Below are 19,321 nucleotides of genomic sequence, written 5' to 3'. Positions count from 1 at the left end.
GTTGAAATTCATAAGCAATACGTTTAAATTGTATATGAAATTATATTTTGATATTTAAAATAACTTAAATACAGACAAAAATACAGAGTAAAATTAATGATATCAGTGAATAAATCAATGAAATCTTGTTTGATGTTAATCATAACTGGCATTATGTCAGTAACATCAACGAGTGCTGTTGGCGCAGTAGCTAATGATTGGGAAAACCCCGAAGTCATTCAAATTAATCGTATGCCTGCACGAGCAACTTCTTATTCTTTCGACACAGTAGCACAAGCACTTAATCGAGATCGTCAGCAATCAAAAATAATGTCACTTGATGGGCAGTGGAAATTTAATTTTGTCGACAAAAGTGAAGACAGACCGAAAAACTTTTACCTAACAAATTTCAACGCTAGCCAATGGCAAACAACGCCTGTTCCTTCGAACTGGGAAATGGAAGGTTACGGTACGCCAATTTATACCAACTCAACTTACCCTATGTTTGAGAACGTTAACGAAATTGTAGTACCGCTTATTACCCGAGATAACCCAGTTGGTTCATACTTACGAACGTTTGAATTAGACAATAGCTGGAACGACCAACAAATTATTTTACATTTTGGCGGTGTTAGCTCTGCTTATTATGTTTGGGTGAACGGCAAAAAAGTCGGTTATGCCCAAGGTAGCCGCTTACCATCAGAATTTGATGTTACTGACTATGTTAAAACAGGTAAAAACACCCTAGCTGTACAAGTATTCCGTTGGAGTGATGGGAGTTATTTAGAAGATCAAGATCACTGGCGTTTAAGTGGTATTCACCGTGAAGTTTTGTTAATGGCACAACCTAAAGTGGCTATTAACGACTTTTTTGTTAAAACCAAACTCAACAATGATTACAGCCAAGCTGTATTAGAAGTAAAACCTAAGCTTTCTAATATTGAACGTAAAAAATTAAATGGTTGGAACATAAACGCTGAATTATTTGATGCTCAGCAAAAGCCAGTACTTAATAGTAAAGCCTCGGTTAGTGCTAATATCGCAACTAGAATTGCTTTCCCACAACGTGACAACTTTAAATTTGGTTTATTAAGCGCACAAATCGACAAGCCAAAGTTATGGAGCTCAGAAAGTCCTTACCTTTATACCTTAGTTTTATCTTTAACCGATGATAAAGGACAACTGGTTGAAACGCGCAGTACTCGGGTTGGCTTTCGTGATATCAAGTTTAATGATGAAAACGAAATGTTGATCAATGGTAAAAGTGTCGAAATTATCGGGGTTAATCGTCATGATCATCACGCCACCAAAGGCAAAGTATTATCACGTGAAGACTTACGTGATGACATTATTTTGATGAAACAATTTAACTTTAACTCAGTACGTACATCACATTATCCAAACGATGCTTATTTTTATGATTTAGCCGATGAATACGGTATTTATGTGATGGATGAAGCCAATATTGAATCTCACGGCGTTGGCGGTTTATTAGCAAATTTACCTAATTGGAATCATGCCATGACAGATCGTGTGCAACGTATGGTCGAGCGTGATAAAAACCACCCTTCAATTATCTCATGGTCGATGGGTAATGAATCAGGCACTGGACCAAACTTTGCTGCCATTGCCGGTTGGTTAAAAGATTACGATGCTGGCCGTTTTGTCCATTACGAAGGCGCTCAAGGCGATCCAAATCATCCTGAGTATATTGGGTTATCAAGTCGCTACCCAACTAAAGAAGAATCTGCGCAATATTTCACGCCATTAGCTAACGTTACTGATCCTCAATTTGTTGACGTGATCAGCCGGATGTACCCGAATTTAGAAGATTTAATTGGTCTATCAGACAGCCCTTATATTAATCGCCCTATCTTAATGTGTGAATACGCCCATGCCATGGGGAACTCGTTAGGTAATTTAGCCGAATACTGGGATATTGTCCGTGAACGTAAAGACGTGATCGGCGGTTATATTTGGGATTGGATTGACCAAGGTATAGAAACAAAAAATGAAAAAGGCGAAACTTATTTAGCCTATGGTGGTGACTTTGGTGACACCCCGAACGATTCTAACTTCTGTATTAACGGTATTGTTGACTCTTATCGCAAACCTAAGCCTCAAATGTGGGAAGCAAAATATGTTTTCCAACCAGCAAGTTTTGAATTAACCAATTTAGCAAACGCAGAAGTTAACATTTTTAACCGTTTCGCATTTACTAATTTAGCTGACTATAAACTACAGTGGACTCTCGAGGCGAATGGTCACGTTATTCAACGTGGTGTTGTCGCTGATTTTGCCTTAGCACCTAAACAAAATAAAATCGTTAAACTTGGTCTTAAAAAACCTGAACTAAAAGCAGGAACTAACTACACCCTTAACCTCAGTTTAAGAACGAAACAAGATGAGTTATGGGCAGTAGCTGATCATGAAGTAGCTAAAGAGCAGTTTTTATTACCTTGGCATAAAGCAGCGAAAAAACAACAGGTCACTGGCAACTTAAACATTGTAGAAAATGGCAAGCAAACCAAAATATCAGGTGATAACTTTAGTGCTAGTTTTGATAAAAACACGGGCTATTTAAGCCAATATCAAATGGCTGGCACTGACATTATCACACAGCCATTAAAAGCTAACTTTTATCGCCCGCAAACAGATAACGACCGCTTAGGTTGGAAAACCGATAAGTTAATGGCCATCTGGAAAGCGGCTTCAAATGCCATGACATTAGAAGAATTCTCGGTTAATAAACATCAAAATACCGTAGAGGTAAACACAGTACACAGCCATACTGACAAGATCAAAGTAAGCATTCAATACGTGATCACTGCCGCCGGTGATATTGAAGTTCAATATGAACTTGATGCTGACAAAACTTTACCCGGTTTACTTCGTGTTGGTATGACGACAGGTGTTAACGCTAAGCTTAATCAGATGGCATTCTTTGGTCGAGGCCCTTTCGAGAATTATTCAGATCGAAATCAAGGTGCTGATTTAGACATTTATAGCGGTTCAGTTAAAGAGTTTGTCTATAACTACGTCAGACCACAAGAAAGTGGCAACCGTACCGATGTTGATTGGCTTACGTTAACACAAGCCAATAAAGCGTCATTAACCATTGACGGTAAAGAGCCATTAAGTGTTTCCGTTTGGCCGTGGACAGCAGAGCAATTAGATAATGCAACACACCCTTATGACTTAACTGAAAATGATTTTAACACGGTTAATATTGATTTGATCCAAGCCGGTATTGGTGGCATTGATAGTTGGAGCCCCAAAGCAGCGCCAATTCAAAAATACCAAATCCCATCAGGTAATTATCAATACAGCTTTGTATTATCTGCTAAGGGTAATTAAAGGTACAATAACGACATGTTTTTTTTAAACAAAACAAAAACATCGCTCAAAGTCATGGCAGCAGGAATAATATCCTGCTGCCTGCTTAGCTGCGCAACTGGCTTAGCAACATCTGAGTCAAATAAAGGCTTAAAGAAGCCTAATATCGTCATAGTCGTTACCGATGATCAAGGCTACGGTGATCTAGGTTTTCATGATAATCCAATTATTAACACACCAAATATTGATGCTTTAGCTAAGCAAAGTACACGTTTGAATAACTTTCATGTTGACCCCACTTGCTCACCAACACGAGCCGCATTATTAACGGGCAAAGGGTCGCTTAAAGCAGGGGTTTGGCATACCATTCTTGGCCGTTACATGCTTGGCCCTGAACATAAACTGTTATCAGAAGTATTAAAAGACAATGGCTATGCCACCAGTATTTTTGGCAAATGGCATTTAGGCGATAACTATCCTTATCGTCCTCAAGATCAAGGCTTTGATGAAGTTTTTATTCATGGTGGTGGCGGTGTTGGTCAAACACCAGATTATTGGGGTAATACGCAATTTGACGATACTTACTATCATAATGGCAAAGAAGAAAAAACAACTGGCTATGCCACAACCGTTTGGTTTGATAAAGCAATAGACTATATAAAGAAAGAGCATGAAAATCCTTTCTTTACTTACCTTGCGCTTAACGCCCCACATGGCCCCTACCGTGCACCAGAAGAATTTATTCAACCTTATTTAGCAAAAGGATTAGATAGAACCACCGCCAGTTTTTATGGCATGATCAGTCACATTGATGGCCAAATAAAACGTTTACGTGACGCAATAACAGCGACAGGTAAAGAAGATAATACCATTTTTATCTTTATGACTGACAACGGTAGTTCATACCGCTCAACCTACGACGACTTAAGCCTAAATACTAAAAGCCACCCGAACCTTACCGGCATTGTTAAACAATACCCCACTTGGTTGCCTAACGCCGGTATGAGGGGTTATAAAGGCGCAATTCATGAAGGTGGTCACCGAGTGCCATTTTTCATCTCGTATCCAAACGGTAACTTGAAAAAAGGTGAAATTAATCAACTCACGGCACATGTTGATATCATGCCAACATTATTATCATTAGCAGGTATTGATTATAAAATTCCAAAAGGTGATGGCTATAATTTAGCTTCATTACTCGTAAATGGGCATGACCAAACATTAGAGCAGCGTTCAGTAATTATCACTAATCAACGTGTCTACCACCCAAGTATTAAACGCCCCACTGTAGTTGCTAAACAACAATGGCGCTATCTCAGCCAAGGGGACAAAATTTACTTATACGATGTCGAAAAAGATCCTAGTCAACAAAGCAATGTTATCAAGCAATACCCTAACATTGCTGAAGCACTAAAAGCTGAGCAGAAAACCTGGTGGCAAGAAAACCAAAAACTAGGATTTAAAGATCGATACATTCATGTTGGCAATCCTGCTGAAAACCCTGTTCGTTTAAATGCCATGGATTGGATGGAAGTACCTGAAGATCAACCTGTACCTTGGTTTATTGGTCATCAAGCGCCCGCTGAAGAATATAGTTATATTCACTGGCTTACCAAAGAAGATAACTATTCTGCTTTACCTTGGTATATCAACGTCGAAAAATCTGGCCAATATCAGGTTAAGGTGTTTTACCATGATAAACCCGCAGCAACACCCGTGCAAAAAAAGTATTGTGTTGTTGATGCTAATGGACAAGTGACCGTTCAAAACGTTTGGGGACGAGCATCACATTGTGTTGTTGATGTCACACTAAAACAAGGCAAACAAAAATTAACGGCTTGGTTTACTGATGACAAAGATAAACTAACCTCCGAACAAGCCGCTTTTTACGTTTATATTGAAGATAAAAGTCGTTAGTGATGAAAGATTAAACTTATTATTAATTAGATAATAAGTTTAATTAATATTGTTAACAGTTTACTATTGGAAAAGTATAACAAGCATTTCATTGATAACGTTCAGATTGCTTATAACCCCTATGGAGAAAAACCAAGGTGATAAAAATCAATAAATTTACCAAGATAACAAAAATCTTAACCTTGCCCATATTCGCTGTTGCAGCCTTATCTGCTTGCTCAACTTCAGAGCAAGAAACAAGTAAAAATACCAAACCCAACGTGGTTATTTTTTATGTTGACGATTTAGGCTTTGGCGATATTGGTGTTAACGGTGCCCAAGGTGTTACCACACCAAACATCGATGCCTTAGCTAATAATGGCATTAACTTTACCGATGCCCACAGCTCAGCAGCCACCTGTACACCATCACGCTATTCATTACTAACAGGAGAATATGCTTTTCGTAAAAAAGCGGAGGTATTAAAAGGCGATGCACCATTACTGATTGGTACCGAGCAACCCACACTACCTAAGCTATTAAAAAAAGTAGGCTATCAAACAGCGGTTGTTGGCAAATGGCATTTAGGTTTAGGTGACGGTACAAAAGCACTTAATTGGAATGAAGCAGTCAGCCCTGGTCCTTTAGAAATAGGTTTTGATTACAGCTTTTTATTACCTGCTACTGGTGATCGTGTACCATCCGTTTATTTAGAAAATCATCATGTGGTTAATTTAGATAAAAATGATCCTTTGTATGTTAGCTATCAAGGTAAAATAGGTAACCGTCCAACAGGCTATGAAAATCCTGAATTAAGAAGACAACCAGCAGATGATCAACATAACGAAACCATCATTAATGGCATTAGTCGCATAGGTCATATGGCAGGCGGTAAAAGTGCAGAATGGGTAGATGAAGACTTTCATACCGTATTTACTAATAAGGCCAATAACTTTATTGCCGACAACAAAGATAAACCATTTTTCTTATTCTTCTCTTTCCACGATATTCATGTACCACGCTTACCTAATGACATGTTTAAAGGTAAAAGTTCAATGGGGGTTCGTGGTGATGCCATTGTACAAATGGACTGGATCACTGGGCAAGTGGTTAAACAGTTAGAAAAATCTGGCGTACTAAACAACACCATAATTTTATTCACCAGTGATAATGGTCCAGTACTTACCGATGGCTATGATGACTTTGCTATAGAAAAATTAGCCGATCATAAACCGGCAGGTCCTTATCGAGGCGGAAAATACAGTGCATATGAAGCAGGTACACGCATGCCAACCATTCTTCACTACCCTGCTAAAGTAAAACCCGGGACAAGTGATAGTTTAATGAGCCAAGTTGACGTTTATGCCTCACTTGCTAACCTGTTGCAAATACCGTTGGCAGACGATGAAGCTATCGACAGTGAGAATCATATAAAGGCTTGGTTAGATGCTAACCAGAGCGGTCGTAAGCTTCTTATAGAAGAATCCTACACTTTATCGCTACGAGATAATAACTGGAAATATATTGCACCCAGCAATAATAAAGGGGAATGGATCACCAACAGCAAGAACATTGAAAGTGGCCTTTCAAGCGAGCCACAATTATTCGATCTCAGCAAAGATCCTAGTGAAAGCCAGAACTTAGCCAAACAAAAGGCAAATTTAGTAGCACAATATCAAGCAACACTCGATAAGTTAGTTAACCGTACAACTCGCTAAAATCCCCCCCTTTACACTAAACTAAAAAGTCCTCTGAAGATATAACACTTATACTTCAGAGGGCTCCTCTGAATTCCCTCACCGTTTCAAATTAAGTCGGTAGTGGTCAAGTTAAATTGGCAACAAAATACTTGCCAATACCTAACCATCATTACACATTAAAAAACTAAATTGCACACTAAATAGTACTTTTTAAGACCACGCCTACAATTTACATATAATTTTTTATTTTTAAAAAAGCAATAAAACAACCTAAAAAATAATATGTAATTTATTCATAAAAAAAATACACAAACAAAAACAATAAACACAACTAATTGATAGTAAAGGATAAATATAAAATACCCTTTTACATTCACACTCTATTAACAAAATAACCTCATTCACTTACGAAAACATTAGTTCACAAATGAACTTTAATTGTTAACAATAGACCGTTGACACAAGAGTGTGGTGATGCGATATTAAAAAAGAGTTCAGCTAATCTGAAGCTAAACAGAAAATAGACTAGAGCTTAAACAAAATACAAAAATGAGGGGAACAAAAAATCGAAATTTAATTAACGATTTTTTGTATTCATATCCTTTAAGGAGAGAGAAATTATGTCTATAAAAAGACAAGGTTTTAAACTTAGTACATTATCGCTCGCGATATTGACTACGATGAACTTTAATGCGCTTGCATTTGAAGAAGAAGCTACAGATAAAAAAGATAAAGAAAAAGACGCTGTAGAAGTCATTGAAGTAACAGGCTTCCGCGGTAGTGTCATGAAATCAATGAACGCTAAACGCTTTTCAGAAAATGTTAGTGATTCAATTTATGCTGAAGACATTGGTAAATCAACTGACCAAAACATTGCTGATGCACTTTCACGAGTAACCGGTGTATCAGTTCAATCTACAGATGGCGAAGGTACCAAAATTACGGTTCGTGGTGCTAATCCAAACCAAAACGTTATTACCATGAATGGTGTAACACTAACCAGTTCTGATGAGAACCAATCGGTTGATTTAAGTACATTCTCATCAGATATTTTATCTCATATTAATGTTATAAAAACACCTAGTGCCGATCACGATGAAGGCTCTTTAGGTGCATCAGTTCAATTAAATACGACCAAGCCTTTAGATGTTAATAACAACATAAGAACCTTTACAGTTCAAGGTCGTTATAGTGACTTTTCTGAAGAAAGTGATCACAAAATTTCTGGTACCATCTCGCATAAATTTAATGACGATACCATAGGCGTTCTATTTTCAGCTTATGATGAAACATCGTCAATAAGACGAGACCAAATAGATCTTGGCAGATATGAACCTTTTGCAATAGATAAGGCTCGCGATTTAGATGGAAATATTGTTACCGATACTGAAGCCCTTATTTCGAGTAATTTAAAATACTCACTATTTCAAAATAAACGTGACCGACAAGGTGCAACATTGTCGTTGCAATTTTTACCAACAGATTCAACTAATATTAACTTTGACTTTATTTACGGTAAACAAAACACGATTACTTCGAATGATTCAATTCAAGTAAGAACAATAGCGGCATCAAAAAACTATGTTGAAGGTGTGCCTAATCTAGAGTTAACTAAAATAGTTGATGAAGCTACCGTTGTTTATGCACCAACGTTTAGTGATCCACAAGAAGATTGGTGGACCATAGATACTCAAAACAAAACAATGGTTAAAACTTTAAACCGTTTTGCTGATGGTGGTTATGGCCGAGTCAATGGTGGTGATAGTACAACTAACCACGTGGTTAACTTGTCTTTAGAACAATACATTACAGACGACTTTAAAGTAGATGTTGGCGTTAACTATTCAAAAACAGAGTTAGAACCTATTTCTAGCTTAGTTGTTAACCTACAAGGTGGAAAATACGGCAAACAATATGCTGATGCTTACGGTACACCTCACACAGGTATTAAGCCCGCTGGTTATGATTGTACTAGTGGAACTTGTTATATTGTTGGTTCTGACGGCTTTGTTTCAGCTGAAGACCCTACTCAGCAATTTGATGGTAGAACCAGTACAGCATTCAATCCTGAAGATATTACTGCCCAGGGTACTAACAACGTAAGAATTCGTGATAAAGCAATCGAAGATGAGCAAAAAACAGCCTTTATTGATTTTGATTGGGAATTAGATTTTTACGGTCTAACTAAATTCGAATTTGGGGTTAAATACTCAGAACGAAATAAAATGGTAGACGACCAAGAAGGTAAATTCGAAAATGCTGGTAAAGCAATTGTCGTCGATATTTTTGATAAAGATGGTAATATCACCGGTACACGTATTGTTCAACCAGGTCAATCATTAGGAGCTGTACCTGCGACAAATTACCTCTCTGACGAGAAATTCCCATATGACGACTTTATGCAAGATTTGGGGGTTCCATTAAGTAATGTTACAGATGGCTGGCCATTAATTTCTGCTAGTAAATTACTAGCCTTAGCAAACACAACCGAAAGCTTAGCTTACACAGTAGATCCATCAAAAAGTAGAACTGCGGAACTTAAGAACCAGGCCGCTTATATTAAATTTAGTTTCTCTCCAATGGATAAATTAACTGGTGACATTGGTTTACGTTGGGTAAGAACCGATGTAGAAACTAGTGGTTATTCCGGCGTAAATTACTTTAGAGCCGATTCTCTAGATCGTGTTTATGACCCATTTTTATTTAGACAACTTCGTAACCCTGACACCCCTAATGGCGCATGTGATATAGCGAGAGATTTTCCAAATCCAGCAACTGAAGGTGGTAAACATAATCGCCTTGATGGTTTAGGGTGGGACTTTAACGGTACGCCAGACGATTATAGTGATGATGTCAGATGGGAAGGCGCCCCTAATGGTTACCCATGTTATGATCCTGATACAGAGCGTAGCAATATTGCTCATTGGAAAGTTGGTCGCCATAACGATATCAGCCATGCTCCTCGATATTACTGGGGCGAGAGCTCTGATCCTGCATTAGCGGAAGATCGCAGTACCGATGTTTTTAAAACAGCAGGTACAAATACCTATGACATGTATTTACCTAGCTTGAATTTAAATTATCAAGTTGAAGATGATATAATTGCCCGTTTTGCCGTTTCAAAAACCATGGCTAGACCGCCTATTGATGACTTAAAGCCGGGCTTTGCTGTTAACGAAGGTATCTGGGGGGCTGATTATACAAATAAAGGCTCAAACGTAATACTTTCTAATACTCAATTAAAACCTGAGGAATCAAAAAATATTGATTTATCATTTGAGTGGTATTTCAACGAAGCCGGAATGTTATCTGCGACTTTATTTAATAAAGACATGACAAACTTTATTGCCCAAGAAAGTTTAACAACATATCTTGCCGATCTACGTTATGTTGACCCGTCACTTGGATATGATTCTACAAACTTACTTAAATCAGCAGCTGAAGTTGAAGCTGACTTTAATGCCGATACACTTGATGGTGTAGGGACTGCCGCCTGTTTCCCTGACCGTGGTAATGTTGGTTCATTACAAAGAGACTGGTGGTATAGCGAAAACTTAATTGATTTATGTAAAAAGTTTAATGTATCAACCGTACGAAATGGTGCAGCTCAAACCATTAGAGGTGCGGAAATTAGTTATAACCAAACCTATGATTTCTTACCTGGAGTTTTCGCCGGTTTAGGCTCTCAATTTAGCTATACCTATTCAGAAAGTGAAACGGAAGCAGAAGCGTCAGTGCTTGATAGCGATATTATTTTAAAAGCAATGCCTGCACTTTGGACACCTAAGCACAGTTATAACGCAACGTTATTCTGGGAGCAGCATGGCCATCAAATTCGATTATCCTATCGTGGAAAATCTGACGAATTAATACGTCGTAATATTGATAACGGTCATGTTTGGCGCGAAGGATCAGGAGTTATGGATTTATCTATTAACTATAAAGCAACCAAGAACGTTCTTGTTTCATTCCAAACAATCAATTTACTTGATGAGTCGACTCGAGATTATTTCACTAGTGAAAGTATTGTACTTAACGGTGAAGAATTTAACGAAGGTAACGCACTAGATGGCGGAGTAACCAGCTCCCGTACCCGTTCTGAATTTAAATCAGGCCGCACTTTCCGTTTAGGCGTAAGAGTTAACTTTTAAGAATAAGGAATTATGATGAATTTTCAATTAAAAAATTTGGTATTACCGACCTTATTAACAGTGTTAGCGGGTTGTGATAGCAGTTCTAGTAACACGGCAAATACCAGCAATAATAGTGCTCCAGTCCTTTCGTCACCAGAAGTATTCGAAACTGAATATAGTACATATGCCGAAGTCTATGATATTTCTACAGATCAAAATGTCATGCAAGTGCAATATACTTTCCAAGAGTCAGATACTTTTGAAAATGGTGCTAAACATTTTGATATTGATTTATTAAAAGGTTTTACTGACCCTGATGAAGGGCAACTATTAACTGTCGATAACTTTCAATATGTATGGGTTGGTCCTGACTGTAGTGACACCATTGTTGCCGCAGCTAATTACCCTGAAATTTGTGAGCCAATTTTAACACCATTAGGTTATGAAGTTGGTCAAACAGACATAGATTTTGAAGATAAACAAATTATAAAGAAAGCACAAAACTACCCTATTACCGATGAAATTATGTATGGTTTCAAAATAAAACAATCTGTTTTAACGGTAACACCAACGGAATTTGCGCCTATTTTATTTCAAGACGAAGTATCTGTTGTAAATATTTCGTTTGATATTTCAGACGGTATTACTTCGGTTAAGCATTATATTCTAGCTAAAATAGTAGGTAAAAATAGTGCTCCACAATTTCTTGAACTAAATCCTGACGGAAGCCCAAGCTTAGTCAATGAAGAAACTGTCCCTGTAATTCCAGAGCCTGTGACTGTTTCGGAAAAAGGCGATAAGGTTACGATTAATTTACTTGAAGGAGTTTTTGATCAGGATATTTATAATAATCAAGTATTCGCCAGACAAGTTGGCGATTTAGATAACTATTATACTTACCATAACGATAACTCTTATTCGGTAGAGAAATTAGGTGTTCAAGGTGTAACCGCAAATATAACTTACGATGGTGTTACAGCTCCAGCAGGTAGCTTTACCACTACAAATGCTATCAATGATCCTATTACCGGTGATATGACAGGATTTGAGTTGACATTTGACCCTTCTGTTTTTGCCGATCAATTAGAAAAAGGTGAAGAAGGAACTATTACCTATAATTTCTTTGTAACTGATGGAAATGCTGACAATAAAACAGCTCGTACAGCAACATTTATTGTTAAAGGAGCTAACTTATTTAATGCCCCTGAATTTACAGCTGACTTAGTAAAAACAATCTCCGCTCATGACGATATGATAACTTTTGATTTATTAGAAGGTGTATTAGATGCTGACGGTGATCCTATGGAAGTTATTGACCTAGTCACTCCAGTTGAAGCCCAACAATTTGGTATTACCGTTAACAACGACGGTACAATATCAGTTGATCCGTATGGTTTCTTATATTTATCTGAAGATCAAAGCGAGAAGTTTAGTTTTACTTATAAAGTAACAGATGGCACCTTAACTTCAGAAGAACGTACATTCGAGCTAAACATTGCTCCTGCTGATGTTAATTTAGTTAGAGACGGTACTTTTGAAAGTGGCGCTTTTGATAATGGCTGGGTTCAACAAACAGGCGGACCTGACGGTACTGTGCTTAACGCCAATGGTGCTTTTTCAGGAAGTTTCGGTGTAACTACCTTAGTTGATAATTCGGCTGTACGTTTAACGGCTCCAGGCATAATACCGGGTAAAATTACAGAAGATGATAACTTCTATGTTACTTGGCAAACGAAAACAAGTGATAGCACGGTTCCATATGCCAATGTTACATTACTTGTTAAAAATCCAGTCGATAATAGTAATATTTACCCTGCAGAATACTCAACAATGCGTGGTGTAAGATCACAAGTATTGCATACAGTTGATTTTCTTAAAGATAACTTTTTTACAGACCCTGCAAAAGAAATAGCATTACAGTTTTCTGGGTTAAAAGACACTACGTTAGATGATGTAAGAATGGTGCCATACCGTTTTAATCAACAACGCAATCTTGTAAAGGGTGCTAATGGTCATTTTAATGACGGCACTGCACCAGACTGGGTTATGTCGACTAACGATGCAACTATCGCCTTAACTGAAGACGCCAACCGTTATGGCAATGATATCGAAACCCTTTACGGTCTTGAAGCAAAAAGTACAGCTTCTTGGACAGCTATCCGCTTAATGCCAGAAGGTATCAAACAAGGTACGTTTAAAAAAGGCATCCGTTATGTTGTTGAATTTGATTTCAAAAATGTTAATGGCCCTGAGGCGATAGAAGTTAAGTTAATTGACCAAACCTCTGGAAACTATTTAGCTAGTCCTAAAAATAGAATTTCACAGTCAACTACTTTATGGCAAAACTTAAGATTCCATTTTGTAACTGATACTGAATCAACTTATTTCAATGGTGCAATCGCGAGTGACCCTGATTTTGACTGGTCATTAGCCGATGATGTTCGATTAGAAATTATTATGAAGGATAACGCTACTTTCAATATAGATAACGTTCGACTTTATCCTGTACCAGAATAATTTGAATAAAATTTATTAACACTGCAAGGCCTTGTTCATTAACAAGGCCTTTTACGTTGTATTACTTGTAAATTGCTAAGCTATTTACAATGAAATTTATGAGTGATACTTTAATTTTATATTTACTGGCATTTAACATGGGTTAAGAAGTATGAACCAAAATAATAATAAAAAAATCATCATTGTTGGGGGCGGTACTGCCGGCTGGATGACTGCCAGTTTATTTGCTAAACAATTCCAAAACACAGCATTTGATATTACGCTGATTGAATCTAGCAACATTCCAACCATTGGCGTGGGTGAAGGTTCAACTCCTTATTTAAAGAGATTATTCACTACTTTAGAAATTAACGAAAACGAATGGATGACCGCTTGTAATGCCACTTATAAAAATGGCATTAAATTTTCTAATTGGTCAACTAACTCGGCATACAAAAGTTATTTTCATCCCTTCCCAAGCGAAGTTGATTCGTTACATTTAGAAGCTTTTGAACAACAAAATAAATTACGCCGCCAAGGTTATAATTGCGCTTATCATCCCGACGACTTTTTTTTGCTAACGTTATTAGCGCAACAAGGAAAATCGCCAAAACCAATTAATGGTGTTAACTGTGAAAATCAATATGGCTACCATTTTGACTCGGCATTACTTGGTCAATTTTTATCTACTTTTGCGCAAAAGCTTGGCGTTAAAAGAGTTGAAGCCGATGTCGCCAAAGTTGAACAATCCGACGCTGGTGAAATAAGTGCCGTAGAAACACTTTGTGGCCGAAAGTATACTGGCAATATTTTTGTAGACTGTACTGGGTTTAGCGCCCTATTAATAGAAAAAACTCTTAAAGTACCTTTTATCAGTTTTGCTAATAATTTACTCAATGATTCAGCAGTGGCAATACCAAGCAAACAAATGGATAAACTCAAACCTGAAACTGTTTCGACCGCACTTAATCATGGTTGGGCTTGGCATATTCCGCTACAAAACAGAACCGGTAATGGTTACGTATATAGTAGTAAATATCTTTCAAAAGATGCCGCTGAGCAAGAATTACGCAAACATATCGGTGAAGAAAATATTATCGGTGAAGCTAAGCATCTTAAAATGCGTGTTGGTAGAACTGAAAAGCATTGGTACAAAAATTGTTTAGCAATTGGCCTTTCACAAGGCTTTATCGAACCTTTAGAAGCAACCGCTTTACATATTACCCAAACGACTATTGAAGATTTTATTACCGCATATGATTACGGAAACACGTCAGCCGAAAAACAACAATGGTTTAATGATAAGGTAAATTTCAATTTTGATCGTATTAGAGACTTTATTGTACTTCACTACTTAGTTAACACCCGTGCAGACACAAAATACTGGCAAGATGCAAGAAGTATTGAAATATCAGACTATCTGCAATTCATTATGGAGACTTGGGTTTCAGGTCAAGATATTCATCAAGCCTTAGAAAAACTACAAATATCTCAATATTTTAGTTCGACCTCTTGGCACTGTATTTTAGCCGGTAGCGGTATATTTTCACCACCAACTAAAAATGATATTCCGCAAAACTTAAAAACATGGCCAGATCCAATTCAAATTAAGCAAACATTAGAAAAATTTTCCAATAACTTTCGTCCCGTATAAACAATTTTTACGATAAATCAATCGAAAAAGTTGTTTATAGCTTGATTCTCGTAACAAACTCACCTAGATCTTTACCTGCCTTGATCTCTACCTGCAATATTGAGCAATTTACGCCGGTATTTTTACTTATTATGATAGGTGCAATAATATACGAATGAATTAGTAACTATTTAAATGGCAACATTTAAATTTAAAAAACAAAAACAAGCATATTAATCTTACAAAAAAGCTCAAAGCAACCAAAACCATTTTGAAAATTGTAAACAATTAACTGATTACACAATTCGAAATTAAAAACTAAATAACAATAACTTATATAAAAAACTCAAACATTAAAAATAATTTAAACGCTCAAGAAATCAACTTAAAAACAAAAGTACACAACAACCCAAAAACTCCTATGTGAAATTATGTTTTTATATATAATTTTTTCTTTACAAATTCAAAATATAGAAATAGACTGAAAAGCATATAAAAAAAACTTTTTATATAAAGACAATAAAAACAATATTAATACTGACAATATGATCCCTGCTAATTAGTAAGAAGAGTTCAATAAAGAGTATTATCGAGGAGAGCCGAGAAATGACTGCAAATTTTAAGTTAAAGCCACTAACACTGGCGATGATCCCTATCTTATTTGCTGGAGGCACCAATTTAGCCCTAGCAGAAGAAGACGGTGCTAATAAAGCCAAAAGTAAACAAGAAGAAAAAGACAAAATTGAAGTTATCGAAGTTGTTGGTTATAAAGGTAGTGTACAGCGTTCGATCAACTCAAAGCGCTTAGCCGATGGCGTTCAAGATTCGATTTTTGCTGAAGATATTGGTAAATCAACAGATCAAAATATTGCTGACGCTTTATCTCGCATAACCGGTGTTACTGTACAAGAATCAGATGGTGAAGGAACTCGTATTTCTGTTCGTGGTGCTGGCGCTAATTTGAACCAAATTTCACTCAATGGTGTAGCATTAACCTCAAGCTTAAATGGCGGCGGTGGTAGTGGTTCAGTATCAGACCAATCTGTTGATCTAAGTAACTTTTCTTCTGATATTTTATCCTCGATTAATGTTATCAAAACAGCGGCTGCCGATCATGACGAAGGTTCATTAGGTGCAAATGTTATATTACGTACAGTTAAGCCTCTGTTAGTCGATAAAGACAGACGTTCTATTGAAATACAAGGACGTCATAATGAATATGCCGAAAAAAATAATTACAAAATTTCCGGTACAATTTCAGAAAAATTCTTAGATGAAACTTTCGGACTTATCGTTACTGCGTCAAAAGAAACGCAAGATACACGTAAAGACTCAATTGGTGGTGACTGGTTAGCACCATACGAAGTAGTTGATATCCGTGAAGGTGGTGCTACCACGACCACAGGAGAGCTAGCCAGCGCGCAAAAAGCGATTATTAGTCGAGGTACATCATACAATACAGATGTAAACTATCGTGAACGAGAAACGATTACTGCTGGCTTTCAATTTCTGCCAACAGATACCACCGATGTACAGTTAGATGTAAGTTATTCGAAACAACACGTTGAATTCGATACTCATGGTATTAATGTTAAAAAACCTGATTTAGACGAAGATCAACGTGCCAACCTTGCTACCGATCCTCAACACCTTTGGTGGACAGTAGATGAATCTAATCATACATTAACTAAAGCGTTAAACCGTTATGGTTCTGGTAATTTTAATCGCCGTTTAGGTGGTAATGAAACTGAAAACCAAGTGGCAACACTAACTATTACGCAAGAAATCACTGATGATTTGACCATGGATATCACAGCTGGATATTCAAATACTGATTATAATTCGTTACCTAACGCAACTTTAAGTACAGCTAACTGGTTAAGTATTCCATTATCTATTCTAGATGATATGCCTGCTACTGAGCCCGATGAATTCGGTAATGTATTAGAGCCTGTTGGTTACGATTGTCAAACAGGAAATTGTACGCTTGTCACTGGCACTAGCCCTTATATTTATGTACCTGAAGGAATTAATAACAACGAAAGTAATTATTCAACCTCAGGCTTTAATCCCTTAGACCCATATGCCCATCATTTAGGCTATGTGGCTAAAAATGAAGAAATTTCATCAGATACCAATAAAACCTTATTTGTCGATTTTGATTGGGCCGTAGAATATCTAGGCTCAACGAGTGTTGAATTTGGTTTTAAATTATCAAATCGTAAAAAAGATGTTCATACCGATTATCAAACGTTTTCAGGTGATGGTACAACAGTATTTGATCCGCTAACTGGGCGCCCAGTTACGGGGGATGGTGTTGGTAATATCGATATGGTTGACGTACTCGTTGGTCATGGCTTACCGGTAAGTAATTTTATGGAAGATCTAATTCCCGCTAATTCACCATATAATACCGACTACTTAAACGGCTGGGGAATTTTAGATCCTGACAAAGCATTTCAGGAAATTTTTGCAATAGAAGATATTACATTAAACCAAGACCGCACCGGTAGCCGTAGTGTCAACCAAGACAATATCTCTGTGTACGCAAAAGTTAATTTCGAATACCTAGACGGCCGTTTAACCGGTAATATAGGTACCCGCTATGTAAAAACTGAAGTAGATAGCTTAGGTAACCCGTCAGCAAAATACGCTGATGGTTCCAACATATTTAGCCCGCACGAATTAGTTTATGATAAAAAACTGGCAAATACAGAACTAGACCCATGTCCAGAAGGACAAGAAGAACGTATTGATGGTTTCCCTGATGGCGATGCTTTACCTAACTGCTGGGACTTCCGATTTACTGGTGACGATAATATCTTAATTGTTAATTATGATGCTGAAGGTAATGTTTCTGAAATTGTTCGCAATGACGGCGGTGATAGAAGTTGGTGGTGGAACTATCGTCATGCTGATGCAAGTACTCAAAAACAATGGGGCGATGCACTCGTTGCTAACGGAACTATAGAGCAAAAAGATGATATTTGGCGCAGAGTATTTTCTGCGACAGGTTATGGGGAATCTGAAATTTGGTTACCTAGCTTAAACTTAAATTATCAAATTACTGACGATATTATTGGTCGATTTGCCACATCACGTACTATGGCACGTCCACGTTTTGACTCATTGCGTCCTGGTTTTAGTGCGACAGAAGATTTATGGGGAGATTTTAGCCGAGCTACTGTGAACAACCCTGATCTACAACCTTTAAAATCTGACAATGTGGATATTTCATTAGAATGGTACTTCAATAAAACAGGCTTATTATCTTTAGCATTATTCCATAAAGATATGACAGACTTTGAAGAACAAGTAAAAGACCGAGTCTATTTTAAAGATATTCGTAAAGAATACGATTTAGAATCATTAAATTGGGAAGACTTCGCCATGCCAATTGAAGATGGCATGACTCCGATGAACTCAGACTGTCATCCTGATCGTATAATTCAAGATCAAATAAGAAATGCACTTCAATTTGAATGTGATTTATTAGAAGCCTCAATTACCCGTAACGGTAAAGGTGCTGTAACAAAAGGTGCTGAGTTTGCATATAGCCAAGCTTATGACTTTTTACCCGGTGTTTTATCTGGCTTAGGCGTTAATTTTAACTACACTTATGCTAATTCAGAATCAGATGCCGAAGTATTAGAACTAACAGGCCGCGTATTAAAAGCCTTACCTCAGGCATATACTCCTAAACATTCAGCAAACACTACCTTGTACTGGGAAAACAATGGCCATCAACTGCGCTTAACACACAGATTTAATTCTGATCAATTAGTTAATCGTGGCTTAACGGATGGCGCAGCTTGGCAAGACTCAACAACTAAGTTGGATTTTAGTGCAACATATAAGTGGGACGAAAATATTACCTTTACTTTCCACGCATTAAATTTAACCGACGATATTACCCGAACTTACTTTACATCTACCACCATGGACTTAGGTCAAATTGATTCTGAAGGTAATTCAGTATTATTTGATGAAGGTAATGCCTTAGATGGTGATGCCGATGAAAGCAGAACTATTGGGCAATATAAAACGGGTAGACAATTCCGTATGAGTGCGCGAATTAATTTCTAAAAATTAGTTGTTAAATAAATTATTAATTTGTTGATGATATTGACAAATATACAAAATAAATT

At 37.2% G+C, this 19,321-nt stretch carries 7 protein-coding genes; all 7 read left to right on the top strand.

Features of this window, described 5'->3' with window-relative positions; genetic code table 11:
• Positions 1 to 132 precede the first annotated feature (132 nt).
• The 7 genes from ACSLUO_RS12525 (at position 133) to ACSLUO_RS12495 (ending at position 19,259) form a co-directional block, all read left to right on the top strand.
• Complete coding sequence (locus ACSLUO_RS12525) at positions 133 to 3,336, top strand: glycoside hydrolase family 2 TIM barrel-domain containing protein (protein WP_448248915.1); 3,204 nt, start codon at positions 133 to 135, stop codon at positions 3,334 to 3,336.
• Positions 3,337 to 3,351: 15 nt separating this feature from the next.
• On the top strand, positions 3,352 to 5,232 hold the full coding sequence (locus tag ACSLUO_RS12520) for an arylsulfatase (protein ID WP_448248913.1): 1,881 nt from the start codon (positions 3,352 to 3,354) through the stop codon (positions 5,230 to 5,232).
• A gap of 137 nt (positions 5,233 to 5,369) precedes the next feature.
• The gene (locus tag ACSLUO_RS12515) at positions 5,370 to 6,929 is read left to right on the top strand and encodes a sulfatase family protein (RefSeq protein WP_448248911.1); all 1,560 of its coding nucleotides are present in this window, start codon (positions 5,370 to 5,372) and stop codon (positions 6,927 to 6,929) included.
• A gap of 602 nt (positions 6,930 to 7,531) precedes the next feature.
• Complete coding sequence (locus tag ACSLUO_RS12510; RefSeq protein ID WP_448248910.1) at positions 7,532 to 11,062, top strand: TonB-dependent receptor; 3,531 nt, start codon at positions 7,532 to 7,534, stop codon at positions 11,060 to 11,062.
• 15 nt (positions 11,063 to 11,077) lie between these two features.
• Positions 11,078 to 13,561 (top strand): Ig-like domain-containing protein, encoded by a 2,484-nt coding sequence (locus tag ACSLUO_RS12505; protein WP_448248908.1) that lies wholly within the window; start codon positions 11,078 to 11,080, stop codon positions 13,559 to 13,561.
• A 151-nt stretch (positions 13,562 to 13,712) separates the two neighbouring features.
• Positions 13,713 to 15,194, top strand: a complete 1,482-nt coding sequence (locus tag ACSLUO_RS12500) for a tryptophan halogenase family protein (protein WP_448248907.1) — start codon at positions 13,713 to 13,715, stop codon at positions 15,192 to 15,194.
• A 585-nt stretch (positions 15,195 to 15,779) separates the two neighbouring features.
• Positions 15,780 to 19,259, top strand: a complete 3,480-nt coding sequence (locus tag ACSLUO_RS12495; RefSeq protein WP_448248906.1) for a TonB-dependent receptor — start codon at positions 15,780 to 15,782, stop codon at positions 19,257 to 19,259.
• Positions 19,260 to 19,321 lie beyond the last annotated feature (62 nt).

The sequence above is a fragment of the Thalassotalea agariperforans genome, assembly GCF_053470345.1.
Note: the sequence above shows the minus strand (reverse complement) of the source record. Positions and strands in the feature narration are given on the sequence as shown.